18 protein-coding genes are annotated in these 18,496 nt (G+C 41.0%); 5 read left to right on the top strand and 13 right to left on the bottom strand.

Annotated features, from left to right (window positions below; genetic code table 11):
- The 9 genes from ACH0QE_RS14995 to fdhD all read right to left on the bottom strand — a co-directional run.
- Positions 1 to 473, bottom strand: a 473-nt coding sequence (locus tag ACH0QE_RS14995) for an SPFH domain-containing protein (protein ID WP_415801397.1), incomplete at its 3' end; no start/stop codon positions are given.
- A gap of 11 nt (positions 474 to 484) precedes the next feature.
- A complete protein-coding gene (locus tag ACH0QE_RS14990; RefSeq protein WP_415801396.1) occupies positions 485 to 1,021 on the bottom strand; it encodes a hypothetical protein in 537 nt (178 codons plus the stop codon).
- Positions 1,022 to 1,163: 142 nt separating this feature from the next.
- Positions 1,164 to 1,715 (bottom strand): DinB family protein, encoded by a 552-nt coding sequence (locus ACH0QE_RS14985; RefSeq protein WP_415801395.1) that lies wholly within the window; start codon positions 1,713 to 1,715, stop codon positions 1,164 to 1,166.
- Between the two features lie 93 nt (positions 1,716 to 1,808).
- On the bottom strand, positions 1,809 to 2,498 hold the full coding sequence (locus ACH0QE_RS14980; protein ID WP_415801394.1) for a DUF975 family protein: 690 nt from the start codon (positions 2,496 to 2,498) through the stop codon (positions 1,809 to 1,811).
- 450 nt (positions 2,499 to 2,948) lie between these two features.
- Positions 2,949 to 4,505 carry a BCCT family transporter gene (locus ACH0QE_RS14975; RefSeq protein WP_415801393.1) on the bottom strand — a complete coding sequence of 519 codons (1,557 nt, stop codon included), beginning with the start codon at positions 4,503 to 4,505 and terminating at the stop codon, positions 2,949 to 2,951.
- 238 nt (positions 4,506 to 4,743) lie between these two features.
- A complete protein-coding gene (locus tag ACH0QE_RS14970) occupies positions 4,744 to 5,466 on the bottom strand; it encodes an amino acid ABC transporter ATP-binding protein (RefSeq protein WP_415801399.1) in 723 nt (240 codons plus the stop codon).
- 28 nt (positions 5,467 to 5,494) lie between these two features.
- A complete protein-coding gene (locus tag ACH0QE_RS14965; RefSeq protein WP_415801392.1) occupies positions 5,495 to 6,154 on the bottom strand; it encodes an amino acid ABC transporter permease in 660 nt (219 codons plus the stop codon).
- A 123-nt stretch (positions 6,155 to 6,277) separates the two neighbouring features.
- Positions 6,278 to 7,036 (bottom strand): transporter substrate-binding domain-containing protein, encoded by a 759-nt coding sequence (locus ACH0QE_RS14960; protein ID WP_415801398.1) that lies wholly within the window; start codon positions 7,034 to 7,036, stop codon positions 6,278 to 6,280.
- A gap of 534 nt (positions 7,037 to 7,570) precedes the next feature.
- Positions 7,571 to 8,359, bottom strand: a complete 789-nt coding sequence (gene fdhD / locus ACH0QE_RS14955) for a formate dehydrogenase accessory sulfurtransferase FdhD (RefSeq protein ID WP_415801391.1) — start codon at positions 8,357 to 8,359, stop codon at positions 7,571 to 7,573.
- Between the two features lie 478 nt (positions 8,360 to 8,837).
- On the opposite strand from fdhD, the gene ACH0QE_RS14950 reads away from it, so the two are divergent.
- The 3 genes from ACH0QE_RS14950 (at position 8,838) to ACH0QE_RS14940 (ending at position 13,020) form a co-directional block, all read left to right on the top strand.
- Entirely contained in the window at positions 8,838 to 10,100 is a 1,263-nt protein-coding gene (locus ACH0QE_RS14950) for an L-lactate MFS transporter (protein WP_415801390.1), read from the top strand.
- A 73-nt stretch (positions 10,101 to 10,173) separates the two neighbouring features.
- Positions 10,174 to 10,536: a DUF2294 domain-containing protein gene (locus ACH0QE_RS14945; RefSeq protein WP_415801389.1), complete on the top strand. Its 363-nt coding sequence runs from the start codon at positions 10,174 to 10,176 to the stop codon at positions 10,534 to 10,536.
- 123 nt (positions 10,537 to 10,659) lie between these two features.
- Positions 10,660 to 13,020: an FdhF/YdeP family oxidoreductase gene (locus ACH0QE_RS14940; protein WP_415801388.1), complete on the top strand. Its 2,361-nt coding sequence runs from the start codon at positions 10,660 to 10,662 to the stop codon at positions 13,018 to 13,020.
- A 119-nt stretch (positions 13,021 to 13,139) separates the two neighbouring features.
- Here ACH0QE_RS14940 and ACH0QE_RS14935 read toward each other — a convergent pair whose 3' ends face one another.
- Together ACH0QE_RS14935 and ACH0QE_RS14930 are read right to left on the bottom strand one after the other, a co-directional pair.
- On the bottom strand, positions 13,140 to 13,376 hold the full coding sequence (locus tag ACH0QE_RS14935) for a hypothetical protein (RefSeq protein ID WP_415801387.1): 237 nt from the start codon (positions 13,374 to 13,376) through the stop codon (positions 13,140 to 13,142).
- Positions 13,377 to 13,557: 181 nt separating this feature from the next.
- Positions 13,558 to 14,730 (bottom strand): S1C family serine protease, encoded by a 1,173-nt coding sequence (locus ACH0QE_RS14930; protein ID WP_415801386.1) that lies wholly within the window; start codon positions 14,728 to 14,730, stop codon positions 13,558 to 13,560.
- A 298-nt stretch (positions 14,731 to 15,028) separates the two neighbouring features.
- Here ACH0QE_RS14930 and ACH0QE_RS14925 point away from each other — a divergent pair, with 298 nt between their 5' ends.
- Positions 15,029 to 15,508: a hypothetical protein gene (locus tag ACH0QE_RS14925; protein ID WP_415801385.1), complete on the top strand. Its 480-nt coding sequence runs from the start codon at positions 15,029 to 15,031 to the stop codon at positions 15,506 to 15,508.
- A 289-nt stretch (positions 15,509 to 15,797) separates the two neighbouring features.
- On the opposite strand, the gene ACH0QE_RS14920 is transcribed toward ACH0QE_RS14925, so the two are convergent.
- The gene (locus ACH0QE_RS14920) at positions 15,798 to 17,234 is read right to left on the bottom strand and encodes a phospholipase D family protein (RefSeq protein ID WP_415801384.1); all 1,437 of its coding nucleotides are present in this window, start codon (positions 17,232 to 17,234) and stop codon (positions 15,798 to 15,800) included.
- 255 nt (positions 17,235 to 17,489) lie between these two features.
- On the opposite strand from ACH0QE_RS14920, the gene plsY reads away from it, so the two are divergent.
- Positions 17,490 to 18,077 (top strand): glycerol-3-phosphate 1-O-acyltransferase PlsY, encoded by a 588-nt coding sequence (plsY, locus tag ACH0QE_RS14915; RefSeq protein ID WP_415801383.1) that lies wholly within the window; start codon positions 17,490 to 17,492, stop codon positions 18,075 to 18,077.
- Between the two features lie 142 nt (positions 18,078 to 18,219).
- Here the strand turns inward: plsY and ACH0QE_RS14910 are convergent, their stop codons facing one another.
- Positions 18,220 to 18,354: a hypothetical protein gene (locus ACH0QE_RS14910; RefSeq protein ID WP_415801382.1), complete on the bottom strand. Its 135-nt coding sequence runs from the start codon at positions 18,352 to 18,354 to the stop codon at positions 18,220 to 18,222.
- Between the last annotated feature and the right edge of the window lie 142 nt (positions 18,355 to 18,496).

Here is an 18,496-nt window from a genome sequence, read left to right as displayed (position 1 = left end):
CGATTCTTATAGATTTCTTCTACAGTCATCGATCCTAAAATCGAACGCAGATGCCCTTCTAATACTTCCTTTGCTTCATTTTCGCGATCTTCCTTTGTCTTGCCAAGGAATTGTTCGGCAGCAGTTGCGATTTCACTGATGGATCCGCCGATCTTGATGATAGCCGTTCCATCCGCCATTACCGGCACGCCTTGCTCTGTGTAAACTTCCGGAGTGGTTACTTCAAGCTTGCTCGAGAGCAGGCTTAACGGGCGGGATTGCTGGAATACAGGGAAGATGAACGTACCGCCGCCTCTGATGATTTTTATCTTATTATTCGATTCATCCGTGTGCACATTGCGGCTTCCCAAAAAGCTTCCCGTAACAATCAGAGCTTCGTCAGGCCCAGCCGTTTTATATTTGGTGATGAAAACGGCTATCATAGCGATGACAAGGAAGACAACAAAACCAATAACAATAAACATAAGATCCATACCTTTTCCCCCTAAATATAAGTCTCTAACTCTTCATACAACTTGACTTGCAATACTCCATTTTCAATATCGATGATCAGTACTTTTTTTCCATAAGGTATTTCTGTTTCTGTAAAACTGACTGCCGGTTTAGAGATGCGGCCGCTGATATTCTCAATCATGACTTCACCATAGCCGTCGACCGGGATACCAGTGATGACGGTTCCGATCCTCCCTCTTAAGTCACTTTCTTTATACACGAGGGATTCTTCGGCATTGGATAGTGGAATCAGCACAAAAACATTCAGCAAAGTTACTAGAATAAGAGCAATAATTGCAGAAGCAGCAGCAATCAAAACACTGTGCAGCTTTGTAAAAACTTCACCTAAATACCCACCTGCAGAAAAAATCGCAACAAAGGAAAAGACTAATGTTGGATTCACAAAAGGAATTGCTTCTGTCAGTCCCTCAAGAGCGTCACCGAAAAACAAATAAATAATCGTGACACCACCAGAAATAACCAATCCGTAAAAATAAATCGTTTCTAATGGCATGCCAAACAGCTCCATTTTTACTCACCCCTTGCTAAAATCGAAACAAGCACCCTCCCTTATTCCATTTATTTCTTGATATGTAATACGATTATCATGGGATTTAGTTTCAAAACTTTTTAAAATTTGTAGAATAATAGCTGAATATATATTATTGTTCCTATTTAACTAAACGATCTTTCTCCTTGCTATAAATCTTTTTAATCATTCTAATTTGTCCTCGGTGATTGAGCTCATCTTCAAACACATGGAACCATTTGAAATAATTGTTTCCAGGCTGGTTCCACCACCAATTTGTTTGTTCGAACAGCCAGTCATCTGTCAGCGTCTGGAACTTTTTATATGTATCATGACGCGCTGCTGCAAGATCTTCTAAATAATATTCAAGTGGAAATCCTTTAAATGCTGTTCTTCCCTGCTCATCAAGCTCAAGACCGGCATGCAAAATTCCCACTTCCTCCTCAGTCGGATCACGTTTTTCAAAGGTAATAATTTGATAGATCCGTTCCACTGCAGCCATATGGCCAAGCAGCATACCGATGGAATTCGCCTCATCATGGATAAGAAAGTCCAGCTTCTCTACCGTAAGACCTTCTACAGCCTCTAACGTAGTATCCCGCGTATAAATCATCATAGAAACAAGTTGGCTAAACGTCGGAGTGAATCCATCTTTCTTATCAATTAAAAATAGGGTGGACGTGTCAAACCTCATTATTCTACCTCATTTCTCTATACGACTAGAATTACTTTTATTAGACATTTTACAAAATTATCCTATATATTTCTTTATAAATGTAATCGCAAATTAAAGTTCCAACTCCGCTGATTCCTTTTCTTCATTTCCTTGTGGAAAAATGAATTCATTATAGAAATTAGCATTGGTTGTTGCTATATATGGAGATAACCATAAAAATCCAATTCCAAGCGTGAAAATCGCGATAAACACCCAGCCAATGAAACTCAAGTTCATCAGAAAGAATTTCCATTTGTAACCTTTCATCCTCTTTTTACTCTCCGTAATTGCTTCAAGCGCTGAGTATTCTGGATTGTCTCTTAACAGGAAGAACGATTGTGAATATGAAATACCCTTTATCAATCCAGGAATAATTAATAATAACATCCATAACATTGTAAAAATTCCCACCAGGATAGCTGTTCCAATAACTTTCAGGGAAAGTTCCCAGTCTTTATAAACAGCGAACACCTCTGATATCTTTGGGTCATTCCACCTGGCAATGGTAAGATAAAACCAATAACCCGCAGCTGACAGCGGAATAAACAAAAAAGAAAAGAAGATATTAAGTAGGTCTGCGATAACCGGGGTTTCTGTTTGGTTCGCCCAAGTCCTAAATCCTCCGCTAGCGAATATTTCAACAATCATCGGCACAAAGGTCGTGATTAAAAATACCAGGAACGTAAGGAGCACACCTATGCCCCACTTTCCTTTTAATGCTTCCAGGGATTTCTTTTTTAATTGAGTAATAGTTAAGTTCATTCTTTATCCTCCTTTATTTACCAATTTTATTGGCAGAAATTTTCAATCATAAAGTACATCCCATTATATTTCCTAATTTTCCAACACATACATAAAGCTTCAGACATTTCAAAAATAAAAAACGCTGCAAAGACTGCAGCGTGGATTTTATAAAACTATTTCTGAATATCAGCATCCCATCAAGATCAAGACCATTTGCAGGTTCATCCAGAAGAATCAGCTTTGGCTTCGAAAGCCGGGCGGCGGCTAACCCGAGCCGCTGGCAAAGGGTAACCTTCATTTCTAAACTGCTTATAAATTAAATCTTAAATTTTTCTTAAATCGCAGTCTGAGATAAATTGCAAGTGCTGGAACGCGGCTCGCAATCTTAGTGAAGAATGTTATTGCAGTCTTAGCCATACACAAAAAGCCGGAGTCCCCTTAATGGATCCTCCGGCTAACTTCTTCATTTTATTTTTCCTTTGTATCCTTGTTTGCTGCTTTTTCCAATCTCCTGAATCGCCTTAAATCTGCAGACCTTATTGGCAGTGGCTCTTTTTTCAGAAGCTTAAGAATCGCGAACATTAACAGCAAAAGCAACACTGTAAATGGTAGTGCGGCAATCAATGAAGCAGTCTGTAAAGCTTCGAGACCACCTGCGTATAACAAAACTGCCGAGATGGCTGCCATAAGCGAGCCCCAAACAATTTTTGCGAACCTTGGCGGGTTCAAACTTCCGGAAGTCGTCATGCTCGCCAATATATAGGTTGCGGAGTCCGCTGATGTTACCAGGAATGTGAAAATCAAAATGATCGATAATATCGATAAAACTGACGTCATTGGAAGCACTTCAAAAGTCTTGAATAGAGCAGATGTTAAATCTGCATTTACTGCCGCAGCAATTCCTGTGTCATAATTCAAATCATTCCATAATGCTGTTCCGCCAAATGCTGCGATCCAGAGACAGGCAATTACAGGCGGGATGACCATGACGCCAAAAATATATTCCCTGATGGTCCTGCCCTTTGATACCCTGGCAACGAACGCTCCAACAAATGGGGACCATGCAATCGCCCATGCCCAGTAAAAGATTGTCCAATCTCTTGTCCAGGTTCCTTCCTGATATGGTTGAAGCCTCAAACTATATTGAATGAAGTTGGCGAAATAGTCACCAATCGCAAGCGTGAAGCTTTCCATGATAAAGACTGTTGGTCCGGCAATCAAGACGAATAACAATAGCACAATCGCGATTCCAAGATTCAGGTTACTCAACATCGCGATCCCTTTATCAAGTCCGGTTGAAGATGAAATCATATAGGCAATGAATATCACTAAAATAATGATCATCTGTATGCCGATAGAGTTTCCAGTATTAAAAACGGCATTGAGTCCGCCATTCATTTGCAGGACACCCAGTCCGACGGATGTTGCGATCCCCATTACAGTTGCGACGACAGCAAGTGTATCAATTGTGTTTTTCACTGCTGGTTTTGTACCTGTAATCGGCTCAAGCGCTGTAGAAACCAAACCATTTTTTTGCTTGCGGAATTGAAGGAATCCAATAACTAAGCCAACAATTGCAAAAACGGACCATTGACTCACACCCCAGTGAAAAAAGGAGTATCCCATTGCAACTCTAGCAGCACCTCTTGACTCCCCTTGAACATCTGCGAATGGTGTGTTGAAAAAGTGGCTCATTGGTTCTGCGATTCCCCAGAAAACGAGCCCGGCGCCAAAACCGGCTGAGAAAAGCATACCGATCCAGGTAAAGAAAGAAAACTCAGGTCGTTCTCCTTCTCCACCAAGTCTGATGGCTCCATATTTACTTACGGCCAGTCCTATTAAGAAAAGCACAATAATAAATACTGCAAGCAAGTAGAACCAGCCAAAATTAACTGTTGTAAAACCAAACAACTCTCCAGCCACCGCACCAAACTTCTTTGGCATAATAGCTCCAACTACGACGAACAACAAAATCACCGCAGCTGACACAGAAAAAACAAAGTTAGATAATATATTCTTGATCATGTCAGCCTCCAAAAAATATGCATTTTTTCAGTTATGTATAAAAATTTCACTTACCTTTTGCCCAAGGGAATATTGGGTGAAGGGAAAAAATAGACATCCAGCCATGTAATTATTCTGCAATCTTTTTCCCTCTATTATCCATGGTGAAACATTTTTTAACATCCCATTTCCATCTAAATAACACTATGTCCTCATAAAGATAAAAAATGAACGCTTAGAGAACCTAAGCGTTCAACCTTTAAAAAGTTTTGCTTAAAAACTCACGGGTACGTTCTTCGACAGGATTATCAAAGATTTCATCCGGGTGGCCTACTTCTACAATCCGGCCTCCGTGCATATAGACAACCCAATCAGCTACCTCTCGCGCAAAGCCCATTTCATGTGTCACGACTACCATTGTCATGCCCTCTTCTGCTAGCTCCTTCATCGTTGCCAGTACTTCGCCAACCAGCTCAGGGTCGAGTGCAGATGTCGGCTCATCGAACAGCATGATATCTGGCTTCATCGCCAGCGCTCTCGCAATTGCTACCCGCTGTTTCTGTCCGCCAGAAAGCTTGGATGGATAGACCTTTTCTTTATCTGCCAGGCCAACCTTCCCTAGCAGCTCTTTTGCTTCCTTGATCGCCTGTGACCTGCTGACACCCTTTACATGAACTGGCGCCTCGATAATATTCTCTATCACATTTTTGTGTGGAAATAGGTTAAAGTGCTGAAAAACCATGCCGATTTTCTGGCGCACTTCGTTCAGGTCATGCGAATCTGCATTTACTTCTTCACCTTCAATGATGATTTGGCCATTATCTTTGATTTCCAGGAAGTTCAGGCAGCGCAGCAAGGTACTCTTACCAGAGCCACTTGCTCCAATCAAGCAGACAACATCGCTTTCTTTTACCGTTATATCAACATCCTTCAATACATGAAGGTCGCCAAATGATTTGTTCAGTTTCTTAACATTGATCATGTCTCTTCCGTCCAAAACAAATTCCCCCTTAATCACTTACCGAAAGTTTCTTCTCAAGCATTCCAACCAAAGCAGATATCAAGTAAACAAGGAATAGATAGTACACAGCAACAATGAGCAAGTAAGTCATATTGTCAAAATCATTTGCCCCTTTTGTTGTCGCGACATTGAATAATTCGTACATTCCAATGAATGCTGCTAGTGATGAATCCTTGAGGCCAATGATGAATTGATTCCCAAGAGGAGGCAAGGCACGACGGAATGCTTGTGGAAGGATAATTCTCCGCATTGTAAGGACCTTGCTCATTCCAAGGGAACGACCAGCTTCCATTTGTCCCTTGTCAATAGATTGGATGGTTCCCCTGAAGATTTCTGCAATATAAGCACCGTTATGAAAGGCTAGTCCAAGGGCTACAGACCAGAAAGCAGAGATGTTTAAATTGGTCATTCCAAAGTAGAAGATGAAGATCTGGACGATCAACGGGGTTCCTCTGACCAAATAGATATAGGCATTCGCAATCCATTCCAAAACTTTAATACCTGATATTTTGAGGAAGGCAAAAAACAATCCTATGAAAATAGCAATCAAAATTGAGACTGCTGTAACTTGCAATGTGAGCAGCATGCCTTTGAGGAATATATCATACGTGTCAAAAAAGACTTCTATAACATGCGATAGACTAGGCAAAATTCATTCAACTCCCTATGGGCTCATTTATCGTTCTTCTTTTTGTTTACAAACGGTGGTAAACATCATTTTAAGCAGAAACGAATGTGCAGTAATACCGCACATTCGCTCCAAGTTGACAACTTATTCCTCCGGTTTAGCTGTGATATCTTCACCGAAATATTTTTCACTGATTTCTTTCAACGTTCCATTTTCTCTTAAAGTTTCCAATGCCTCGTTGATTTTTTTCAGTAATTCATCGTTGTCTTTGGCTACGGCGATTGCCTGCTCGCTTCGGCCAAGAAGCTCTTTGCCTTCGATTTCAAGACCTGCACCAATCGCTTCTTTTCCTGTAATAAAGTCCGTTATAACAGCGTCGTGCCTTCCATTGGCCAACGCTTCTAAAGCAGTTACGTCACTGTCATAAAGCACAATATTATCTGTCACTTCTTCAGCAGTCTTTGCATAAGTAGATCCTTTTGAGACTGCAATTTCCAGTCCTTCTAAATCTGCAAGTTTCTCTATATCGCTGTCAGGTCTTACAAAAATTTGCGGTCCAGAATAGTAGTATGGAGTAGAAAAATCTACATGCTTCTTGCGATCATCATTAATGGTATGGCTGGCAACAGCAGCATCGAAGCGGCCTGACTTAACACCTTCTACGATACTGGCAAACTTGAATTTTTTCTGGTTAGGCTCCAGTCCCAGCTCTTTTGCCACTGCTTCGGCAACATCGATGTCAAAACCAGACATCTGGCCCTCTCCGTTCGTCACGCTGAATGGCTTGAATTCACCAGATGATGCAAAGATAAACTTTCCATCCTCAGCCAATTTCATACCGCCTTCGCCGGATGCTTTTTCATCGCTGCCGCAAGCAGCCAGGAGACCTACCATGGTCACCATAATAATGAATAGTGATAAAATTTTCTTCACTGTTTAAAACTCCCCCTCATAATCTTTATTTTCTTTAATATTTATTCTGTTAAACGGTCCTTATAACCTATGTATAAAAAAACCGCAACATTCGCCCTAAAGCTTTAATACCCACTTCAAAAACTTTTAAACTATTAATTTCTGAATTAATTCATATTTCCTATTCATCTGATTATTGCTCTCAGATGTGAATATTTGTTTATGAAGATAATTGTAACAATATTGTAATATACAATCAAAACGTAAATTGTCTGATAATTCACGAAATAACCCTATTTGCAAGGCTCTCGTCTACTCAGCTAAGTGAGCCTCCCTTTTCCCGCCATATCCTCTGTGATACTCCGTATTCTTGCTTGTCCGACATCGTACGCGAAAAAAATACATTATACTAAGAAAAGCCAGGAACCGAATCCGGCCCCTGGCTTTTAGTCCATTTGTTCTATTAAAAACTTATAAAAAATAATACTATATTTTTAAAATATCAATACTCCATTTAAAGCAGATTTAATCAATAATTCTTTCTGGACAGGAATACACATTAAAGGATTTCCCACGGATAAATCCTACAGCAGTTATATTTAAATCCTTTGCCAATTTGATAGCAAGGTCTGTTGGCGCTGATTTTGAAAGGACGATTCCTACCCCGATCTTGGCAGCTTTCAATAGTACTTCTGAGGAAATCCTGCCACTAAATACAATGATTTTATTTCTAACAGGCACCCTATTCAGAATGCTATATCCATATAATTTATCCAGTGCATTGTGACGTCCAATATCCGTGCGTACTGCAATCATTTCATCAGGTGAACAAAGAGCTGCATTATGTACTCCTCCAGTTTCAAGAAACACCTGGGAGCTGTTTTGCATCTGGTTCATCAGTGCAATGCTCTGAGTTGCTGATATGGTTGTATTGGACATTGATGTTTTCGCTGTCCGGGCATCATTATGAAAATAAAATTGACGGCTCTTCCCGCAGCAGGAACCAATAAAGCGTTTTGAATAATACTCCTGGTTTGTCGTCATACTCACTTTTAGCATAACGTAAGCATAGCCTCTGCTTTCATCGATGCTAAGTGAATGGATGTCATTGTAGGAACGGATAACCCCCTCAGATGCCAGAAAACCGACAACCATTTCCTCAAAATGTGTAGGAGTGCAAACCATTGTTGCAAACTCCATGTCATTTACATAAATGGTCAATGGAAATTCATTTACGATGACATCCTCTACATCCAGGAATTGTCCATCTTGATATTTTGTTATGGTATATTTATCACTCATATTTTCTAACATAGTCGTCACCTGAATTTTTAAGAATTTGAGAATACTTAAAATCTAAACACACTATTTTCTTTTTCTCAAGAAAAATTTACAACACACCCATAGTGTAAAATTGATTTAGCAACTTAAAATGTATTGCATCTGCAGTTCTAAGATGATAAAATTTTCCCGAAGTTCACTATTCTGTCACATTTTGATTCGAGATAGCGATCCTGTCGTCGGTTAAGGTGTCATGGAAATGTAAGCGATTAACTGTTGGTCCGTAAGTAGCGATACCTGCTTAGTACTAACCGTCAATTTTTCTATCATTGTCCGCTTCTTTATGGCGGGCATGGAAAGATTGACGGTTTTCTGTTTTCTTACAGTACAAGTACTACAGTATACATATCGAGCTTGGAATCAAGATCTTTGCAGTTTAAGAGATTCCATCCACTTCATTGTTGCAGTCATTGGTCATATGGAAAAACAAACAAAGTAAAGGGGAAAAAACATGAAAAAAACGAAGAATCGGTGGCTTATTGCAGCCTCAGCAGTGGGAATCCATATTTCCATTGGGTCTGTATATGCCTGGAGCAACTTTACGAACCCATTAATCGAGGAGTTCGGTTGGACTTCCAAGCAAGTACAATTTACATTCAGCCTTGCCATTTTATTTTTAGGATTATCAGCCGCGTTCCTCGGGCATTTTGTTGAAAAGCACGGTCCAAGAAAAGCTGGACTCCTGGCAGCAGCCTTTTTCGGAGCAGGTATTTTAGGCTCAGGACTGGCGGTCAATCTCGGTTCATTGCCATTATTGTATATTACATATGGTGTTTTAGGCGGAATTGGATTGGGAGTCGGTTATATAGCCCCGGTTTCCACTTTGGTGAAATGGTTCCCAGACAGACGGGGACTTGCCACAGGACTTGCCATCATGGGATTTGGATTCGCAGCAGCAATCAGCAGCCCAATTATGGATTCACTGATTAAATCTGTAGGCACGGCCAATACATTTTACATTCTCGGTGCTGCATATTTTATTATTATGACTCTATCGTCACTGTACCTTGAAAGGCCGCCAGTTGATTGGGCTCCAAAAGGCTTCAAGGAAAAAGCTGAGTCAGGAAAAGTAAAGGTTAAGAAAGACCTTTCCCAGCTGACAGCAAATGAAGCAATAAAAACTTCACGTTTTTACTATCTATGGATCATGCTCTTCATCAATGTAACTTGCGGTATCGCCATACTTTCAGCTGCAAAACCGTTAGCTGAAGAGAGTATTGGCTTAACTACTGCAGAGGCAGCGGCACTGGTTGGAGTTTTAGGTTTATTTAACGGATTTGGCCGTATCGCATGGGCCTCCATATCTGACTATATTGGCCGCCCTAACACATATACAATTTTCTTCGCGACACAGATTGTATTATTCATGCTGTTGCCGCATACGAAAGAAGCTTTTCTATTCCAGGTTATGCTTGCGGTAGTTTACACAATGTATGGCGGCGGTTTTGCTGCAATCCCTGCATTCATCGGTGACATGTTTGGAACGAAGCAGCTAGGTGCGATTCACGGATATATTCTGACTGCATGGGCAGCCGCAGGCCTGGCAGGACCAATGTTCGCGGCATGGATGAAAGATACAACTGGAAGCTATGGAACAAGCTTAACGTTCTTCAGCGGACTGTTCGTTGTTGCGCTGGCGGTGTCCTTTTTAATCCGCCGTGATATCAATAAGCTTCGAAAACAAAATGAAGCTAATGAAAGATTAGCTGGTTAATGCTTTGTAATTGCCTCTCAATATGGTAAAATACCTATCGTCTTATAACCTGTATAGATAACAGGAGGATAATATGAATAAATACGAGGCAGAATTCAGCAATCTGGTCCGATCCTTTCGCAAAAAGCATATGGGCAAAGGACCAAGCAAAATAACCACTACCTTTTGTAAGAAATGGGCCATCTGTGAAATGGAAGGAAACCTTTCCCCTGTAGAAAAATTCATTGCATCAGCCAATGAAGGAAAACAGGCACTTAGGGCCGCAAGAACAGAAATGGTTAAAGAAATGTACCGAAAGAACCCTCCATTTGAAATGGAAGAGTTTCTCGGCTGCAAGTTGGTAGAACTTTTTGTAGATATAGATATCGATCGTGATTTTGGAATGTCCATTTTTGTTTTTGATGAGGATATTCAAGAAAAATTTAGTAACTTATAAGGTATGGCACTTGGCAGCGAACCTGCTAAAGACTAACCACCGTTAGAACCTGGAGCATCAGTTTCAGGTTAACGGTGGTTTTTTTATAGACTTAAAGATTGTTATAAATGGGAGTGTTTCAAATTGGGTAAAACAAAACATCCAGGACCACAGAAAAAAGCGGCAATGCCTGCACCAAAGCACTGGGTAAGTCCGATTCCTTTCGGGCTTGGCAAGGTTAAGCCGAAACATATAAGAGATACCATGAAAACCCTTTGGGACAATCGGGATAACTTCGGTTACGCGACCAACATCCTGACCAAAGGAGTATGTGATGGTTGTGCATTAGGTGTATCCGGGCTGCAAGACCAGACTTTGACAGGCCCGCATATTTGTACGACAAGATTGAATGTCCTCAGACTGAATACTGCCGGGGCAATAAAACCGGAAATTCTTCACGCTGATATAGATGAACTAAGAAAATATGACAGCACCCAGCTGCGTAAGCTGGGACGTATCCCCTATCCAATGATCCGCAGGAAAGGTGAGCGGAAGTTTTCTCGCATTACCTGGGATGATGCAATGGATATGATTGCTGAGAAAATGAAAAAGCTTGATCCAAAACAGTACGCTTTTTACCTCACAAGCCGCGGGATTACAAATGAGTCTTACTATGTAGCCGGAAAAGTCTCCCGTTTTCTTGGTACAAATAATATTGATAATGCAAGCCGGATTTGCCATTCGCCTTCAAAAACAGCTTTAAAACGTTCGATTGGTGTTGGGGCTTCCACTTCAAATTACCAGGACTGGATCGGTACTGATGTCTTGTTGTTCTGGGGCAGCGTAGCATCGAACAGCTCTCCTGTTTCTTCTAAGTACATGCTGGAAGCAAAGAAAAAAGGAACAAAAATCATTGTCGTAAACCCGTATAAAGAACCTGCGATGGATGAGTATTGGATTCCTTCAAATCCAGAATCCGCTCTTTTTGGCACGAAAATCGCAGATGATTTCTATCAGGTCAATATCGGCGGAGACATTGCTTTTATGCATGGAATCATGAAGCACTGGTTCGATATGGAGGAAATCAGGCACGGTTCAGCTATCAACCATGAGTTTGTAAATGAACATGTAAATGGCTATAAAGAATTAAAAGCAAAAGTTCAAGATCAAACATGGGAAGATATTGTTGCCTCTTCGGGCATTACTAAAGAACGCATTACCGAGTTGGCGGAACTGCTCGCTAACAGCAAGAATGCAGTTTATGCATGGGCACTTGGTTTGACGATGCATTCATTCGCAACAGACAATATTTCACAGGTGGCGAACCTTGCATTGCTCCGGGGACAACTTGGCCGAAAGTACGCTGGTCTGATGCCTTTCCGAGGACACTCTTCTGTTCAGGGCAGTGGCGAAATGGGTGCAGATCCCTTCGTTCTTCCAGGCGGAGATTTTTATGGAGAAAATATTAAGCGAATTGAGGATCTATGGGGTTTAGAACTTCCGGATTGGCAAGGCGATATTGTCGGAGTGACTCTCGAGAATATTTTGCTTCCTGAAGAACATGAACGCAAAATTAAAATGTACTATCTATCCGGCGGCAATTTCCTCGAGACGATGCCAGACCCAAACTTTGTGGAAAAAGCATTGTCTGAATTGGATATCCGTGTCCACCAGGATATCATCCTGAATACATCTACCCTTGTTGATGCAAAGGAAGCCGTCATTGTCCTCCCTGCGAAGACTCGTTATGAACAGGAAGGCGGCGGAACATCTACTTCCACTGAGCGAATGGTTTATTTTAGCCCGGAAATTGAAGGCAACAAGAATCAGGTTGAAGAAGCTCGCGCTGAGTGGAAAATCTACATTGATTTAGCTAAGCGGGTCAAGCCTGAGACTGCGCATTTGGTTGATTTTAAAGATGCTCAGGAAATACGGAATGAGATCGCACTGGCGAATCCTAATTATGACGGAATACAACACCTGAAAAAAGCGGGTGACGTTTTCCAGTGGGGTGGAGCCTGGTTATGTGAGGAAGGAATCTGCCCTACTCCAGATGGAAGAGGAAACCTTATTACAGTTGACATCCCTGAGCTTGGTAAAAAGGAAGGCCAGTTCATTGTTACCTCCCGCCGGGGAAAACAATTCAATTCCATGGTCTACAATGAAGTGGATCCGCTTAACGGCGCCGGGCGCTATGATGTCCTGATGAATGCAGAAGACGCACAGGACCTTAGCATTGCAGAAGGTGAAGGAATTGTTCTATATAACGGCTTCGGTGTTTTCCAGGGCAGAGCTAAATTCGTAGACATTTCACGCGGCAACGTACAGGTCCACTTCCCGGAAGGAAACTTCCTCCTGCCAAGAGGACGCTATGAAAAGTACGCCGGTATCCCGGACTTCAACATCACGGTCACTCTGGAAAAAGCAGATCGCTTCAACGCCCGAAAAGACGTGGAACACCATGAAAAACGAATTGAAGATGATGAACTTGACGCACCAGCATAAATTCATGAAAACAGCTTGCGGACTTTTGATCTGCAAGCTGTTTTTTATAACAAAATATATTGGAATGCCCAGTAGGCGGTTCTTGCTTTTATAAAATGAATCTCCAAGACAATCGCTTTCTATAGCCACCTTGGCCCTCTGTGGCCTTCATCCCTTCCCTCTACTGAACTGCTTTCGTGTTCAATATGTTTGTCTTCTCCCAATTCACGCCCCTGTCTTCTTCTGGGACCAAAGAAATCCAAGGGATGCCTTCTTCCCTCATGGTGTTTTCTTGACCTTTCCTGAATGATTTCAACCTCTTTGGCATGAATTGTAAGCTTATCTACATGGATAACCTTTCCTTTATCACGTGACATACTTTCCCCTCCTGTCTTTATTTATTCTGTATTATCCTATTCGTTCTCCCAGGAAGGGTATAGGCGGTTTCAATTTAATCTTCTGCATGAACAATAAAAAATGCCATATAAAAACTGCACCTCCATGTTAGTTTTGTGTCTAACAATGGAGGTGCAATTCATAACGGCATTTTTTTTTAGATTAATTGCTTTGTGATAAATCTTCGACAAGAGTCAATGTAGCAGTTTCCTCTTTTCCGTCCCGGAAAAAAGTCACTATCACTTCATCACCAATCTCTTTTTCAGTATATAAATATTTGCGGAGTTCTCCTGCTGTTTTCACTTCTGTATCATCGAGCTTTGTGATGACATCATATTCCTTTAAACCCGCTCTTCCTGCAGGTGAAGTGGAGACTACTTCCTTGATGACAATTCCATTTTCTACTCCTTCTGGTAAGTTCAATGTCTCGCTATAATATTGTGATGGAATGTCGGCCAAGGAGATTGGGACTATGCCTATATAAGGCCTCAGCACTTCTCCGTGTTCTTCCAGATCCTTTAAAATTGGCATCGCCACATCTATTGGTATTGCAAAACCGATTCCTTCAACAGCTTCCTGGGCAATTTTAGATGAGTTGATGCCAATCAGTTCCCCCTGAATATTAATCAATGCCCCGCCACTGTTGCCTGGGTTAATTGAAGCATCTGTTTGGATAACCTCTGATTGCCAGTCAATACTTCCATCCTGGTCTATATCTACAGGCATAACTCGATCAGGAGAGCTGACAACACCTGCTGTTATGGTTCCATGCAAGAAGCCTAGCGGATTACCAATGGCGATGGCAGTTTCACCTGGCTCTAGTTTTTCCGACTGGCCAAGTTCAATAACCTCTTCAATTTCTTCTCCATTTACCTCCAATACTGCAAGGTCAAGCAATGGATCGGAGCCTAAGAGTTTTGCCGGGAGCTTCTTTTCATTTCCCAGACTGATTTCAATCTGGCTTGCTCCAGAAATAACATGGTGATTCGTCACAATATATGCTTTGCCATCTTCTTTTTTATAAATGACTCCTGAACCAGAACCAGCTTTTTGCGGTTCTGTACCTTCCCACATATTGCCGCCTGCGTATTTCACCACGCTGACAACGGTATCCAAACTTTTATCTACTGCTTCCTTTATAGTGGGATCCTCCTCTCCCTCATCAGCACTGGCTTTGGTTGTAATCTTTCCTTCGGCATTTTCTTTTACCGCTGGGAGCAAGTCTTCATCCGACGAAAAAGGACCAAGTAAGAATATAAGAATCGCTCCGACAACTATTCCTGCAATTCCTGTCAAAATCAACGACTTAAAATTACTTTTTTTATGATTATTCATATTTCACCTATCCTTTCCAGGTAGAAAAATGTTGACTTGTTTATTTGTGGAAAACGTTGAAAATAATAAGGTAATTGTGTCATATTTTTCAACTAGTATTTTCGTTTAGGTTAACTTGCCATGGGTAAAACTTGTACATTGATAGCTAATGCTTTTTTCGTAAATCTTGTTGCTTGCATAACCTTAATTTCAGTTCGGAAGTCTCTCCGAAAAAAGCCCGAACACAAGACGAATTCTTATATAAGCAAAAGTACGAAAAGCAAGCCATTTACTTGATTAAGATAGGAGGTTTTATACCATGTTCGGCTTTTCTGACTTTGTGGGCTTTCTATTGGCCCTTTTACTTATTTATCCTATAGTTTCACTAATGCATGAGTTAGGACATTCTTTTTTTGCATGGATCTTTGGAGGAGAATTCAGTTTCTCACTTGGGCGTGGAAAAACAGTTTTCAAGAAAGGTCCATTCAGCTTAAACAGCATGTATTTTTTGGATGCTTTTAGCGAGTATGAGCACCTTAAATGGAATAACCGGTTAACACATTGTCTTGTCCATGCTGGTGGAGTCATTTTTAACCTTGGATCAGTATTGGTGCTCAATATCCTTATCTCCAAAGGTATTTTAGAACCTCATACTATATTTGTCCGTTATTCCTATTTTTCTGTCTGGCTGGCAACCTTTTCATTGATTCCAGTTGATTACGGTAACGGCAATTATAGTGACGGGCTGGCTATTTACCACGTTATTCGTTATAATGAATGGCCAAAACTTACCGGATAACTTCTTCATGAATCGTACCTGTCCTACTGGAACAGGTACTTTTTTTAATACAGAAGAAATCCCTATATCCCAGGACAAAAAGCGCAAGCGCCTCGTTCAGCCCCGACAAGCGCTGGAGGGCCGACCGGTGAAGTCGTTCTTTGACTTCATTGTGCGGACCGAAGCGACTCGAGGGGCTAGGCGCTGGAGCTGGATTAAGACAACTTCATGAAGTTATCCACAACTCAAAAATTTTATAGTTTCCTTAACTATAAAGAAGGCATCCTCTTCATTCAGGATGCCTTTGCTGCTAATAGCTTGTGAACCATAATATCCTTTGAATCCAGTAAATAATATATTTAAAGGGAGTCAGTTTGTCCTTATTTTCTTCATAATCAAGTGTGAACATGGCTCCGTCATTATTCCATATTCTATTGAAATACTGGTCAACATCTTTGACCACTTGACTGTCAGATGCCGCTGTTATCTTCATGTTGGTTTCAAGGTTTAAATCATCGAGATTGCGTCGGGTGAAGTTGGCGGATCCTCCAAGAATAACGCTGTTCTTACCGCGGTCAAAGTAGATCATTTTTGAATGATATTGCTCCTGGCCAGCATTGTACCATTTTATTTCAATATTTTCGCTTCCAAATTCCATTATTTCTTCTGAAACAGGAATGTTCGGAAGACCTGATTTCTGATTGCCAAACGCATTGGTATTTGGATCTAGTATAATATTGATTTTTGCTCCCCGATCAGCGGCCTTGTCAATCTCGTCGATGACTTTCCTTTCGGCAAGGTAGAACATTCCTATCCAAATATGATCTCCTTTCCCCGTATTTTTCAGTTCATTCAAAAGATGCTTGAGGATTTTCCCCTCCGTTAAAACCTGTACCTTAATATCCCCTTTTTCTGTTACAGGTTTGTAATCAGGGAGGTCGCCCCCTCCTGAGAAATCAATTACTGCCTGTTCAGATTCCAGAAGGTCCCCGATTATATTTCCGCTGGTTTCAAAGGCAATATTTGAGTGGAAGCCGCTTGCATCTTGTGGATTTGCAGATGCAACAATAGCTGTTTTCTCAGTGACGAACACTTTCCTGTGATTAGCCTTAAGATTCAGAAGTTCAAGATAGGAACGAAGTGTTACGTCCGGAGCATTCTTCGCCATCGGATTTGGAATCCATCCTTCCCCTGATTGCCCAAACCACTGGAAAAATATTCTCCAAACAGCCGTATATAATGGATTGGAATCTCTCAGGGGATCTAAATTTGTGAAAATCACTTTTATTTCATTTTCACGAAGTTCCTTCAATATCCCGGATTTGTGGGAACCATATGTTAAATTAATTTCATCAGTGATGAACACAATTGTCAGATCTTTATGCTTCTTCTTCTGGGCTATAAGTTTTTCACCGATAGATTCACTAATTTCGGGATAGCCCATATCTTTTTTATAATAGCCATTGAATAAAAACATATCTAGGAAGATGAACTCCTCTGCTTCCTCAATCCTTTTTATTACCGTATCGAATATTTCATGCTCGTACTTTTTTTCCCCATCTGTCCCCTTGTACGTTAAATCATATAAAAAGCGGACATCCTTGACGTTATGGACTTCTCCCTCATACGATAAGCCATCAGGAAGATCTTTTTGCGTATGATAGACAGCGGTGACGATTACTATTAATGCCAGCATAAGTAAAATGAATAACGGTTTTCTTTTCGATAAAGTTTTTCCGATCCTCATAGAGAAGGACTCCTTAAAATTGAATAGTTTACCTCCTTATTCACTTATTCAGCAAGTTATAAACTTAGCAAGCAAGGAAGGTAAGCCGATTAATGAGCGAAATTGTTATGATTTTAATTTAATTGCAAATAAAAAAGATACTATATAATTAGCTGGCGATAGGTCCGTAATCAGTTTTGTTCAAGATTTGCATGGAGTTTTTAAGAGAACATGGTAAAATAAAAGAACCTTAAAATCTTAAAAGGAGAATATTTCATGGCATTAAACGCAATCATCATTATTCTTGCTTACTTGATTGGATCAATACCTTCGGGCCTCATAATCGGAAAAGCATTTTATGGCAAAGACATCCGTGAACATGGGAGCGGCAATTTAGGCGGAACAAATACATTCCGGACATTAGGAGTAAAAGCTGGTTTAGCAGTAAGTATTGCTGATGTCTTGAAAGGAACTCTTGCAGCCAGTCTGCCTTTGCTTCTGAATGCTGATGGGCTCCATGTTCTTTTAGTAGGAGTGTTTGCTGTAATTGGACACATGTACCCTGTTTTTGCAGGATTCCGCGGGGGAAAAGCCGTCGCTACCTCAGGCGGTGTGTTGCTGGCATATGTACCAGTTTTATTCTTATTTATGCTTGTTTTCTTTTTCATAAGCTTGTACATAACAAAGTATGTTTCTCTTTCTTCGATTCTAACTGGTATAGCAGCTTTTATTTACTCTCTGTTTACGCAGGACCTTCCTTTGATCGTGGTTGTCGCTGTCCTGGCTACCTTCGTTATTTACAGGCACAGGGCTAATATTGAGAGAATCCGCAAGAAAACCGAGCCGAAAATCAAGTGGCTTTAAAATCAATTAACAGCAAAAAAATGAGCCGTCAAACCTTGATAAGGTTTGACGGCTTTTTTAGCTAAAGGTTCTGTTATATTGGGCTGTCGATTTACCGTTCCAGTCGCTTCGCCTTCCTGCTAACCAATACGATTGCGCTTTACTATTTCCGGACGATCCCAAAGGCCTTTAGTGCCTGTCCCAGATTGTTATACATTTTTACGTTATCGAAATTGATGCCAAGTGTAACGACGGAGTGTGCCAATTCCGGCCGCATTCCTGTCAGGTTCACGTCCACTCCCGTTAGCCATCCATGAAGCGAGAAAATCGGCGCTTCACCACAGAGAATGAAAATGGTTCCGAACCGTCAATACTGATTCTACGGCTGGAAGAGGAAGGTCGCTGAACTATGGTGCGTTAGAGCCCATCCGTTAGTCTGA

Origin of the sequence: Mesobacillus sp. (assembly GCF_047739415.1) — a bacterium.
GTDB lineage: Bacteria > Bacillota > Bacilli > Bacillales > Cytobacillaceae > Mesobacillus.
Note: the sequence above shows the minus strand (reverse complement) of the source record. Positions and strands in the feature narration are given on the sequence as shown.

Excerpts from the sequence above, each read along its gene's own strand:
- ACH0QE_RS14985 (WP_415801395.1), bottom strand. The coding sequence starts at position 1,715 with ATGAGGTTTGACACGTCCACCCTATTTTTAATTGATAAGAAAGATGGA.
- ACH0QE_RS14970 (WP_415801399.1), bottom strand. The coding sequence starts at position 5,466 with ATGATCAATGTTAAGAAACTGAACAAATCATTTGGCGACCTTCATGTA.
- ACH0QE_RS14945 (WP_415801389.1), top strand. The coding sequence starts at position 10,174 with ATGAATAAATACGAGGCAGAATTCAGCAATCTGGTCCGATCCTTTCGC.
- plsY (WP_415801383.1), top strand. The coding sequence starts at position 17,490 with ATGGCATTAAACGCAATCATCATTATTCTTGCTTACTTGATTGGATCA.
- ACH0QE_RS14960 (WP_415801398.1), bottom strand. The coding sequence starts at position 7,036 with ATGGTGACCATGGTAGGTCTCCTGGCTGCTTGCGGCAGCGATGAAAAA.
- ACH0QE_RS14980 (WP_415801394.1), bottom strand. The coding sequence starts at position 2,498 with ATGAACTTAACTATTACTCAATTAAAAAAGAAATCCCTGGAAGCATTA.
- ACH0QE_RS14950 (WP_415801390.1), top strand. The coding sequence starts at position 8,838 with ATGAAAAAAACGAAGAATCGGTGGCTTATTGCAGCCTCAGCAGTGGGA.
- ACH0QE_RS14975 (WP_415801393.1), bottom strand. The coding sequence starts at position 4,505 with ATGATCAAGAATATATTATCTAACTTTGTTTTTTCTGTGTCAGCTGCG.
- ACH0QE_RS14925 (WP_415801385.1), top strand. The coding sequence starts at position 15,029 with ATGTTCGGCTTTTCTGACTTTGTGGGCTTTCTATTGGCCCTTTTACTT.
- ACH0QE_RS14920 (WP_415801384.1), bottom strand. The coding sequence starts at position 17,234 with ATGAGGATCGGAAAAACTTTATCGAAAAGAAAACCGTTATTCATTTTA.
- fdhD (WP_415801391.1), bottom strand. The coding sequence starts at position 8,359 with ATGTTAGAAAATATGAGTGATAAATATACCATAACAAAATATCAAGAT.
- ACH0QE_RS14930 (WP_415801386.1), bottom strand. The coding sequence starts at position 14,730 with ATGAATAATCATAAAAAAAGTAATTTTAAGTCGTTGATTTTGACAGGA.
- ACH0QE_RS14990 (WP_415801396.1), bottom strand. The coding sequence starts at position 1,021 with ATGGAGCTGTTTGGCATGCCATTAGAAACGATTTATTTTTACGGATTG.
- ACH0QE_RS14935 (WP_415801387.1), bottom strand. The coding sequence starts at position 13,376 with ATGTCACGTGATAAAGGAAAGGTTATCCATGTAGATAAGCTTACAATT.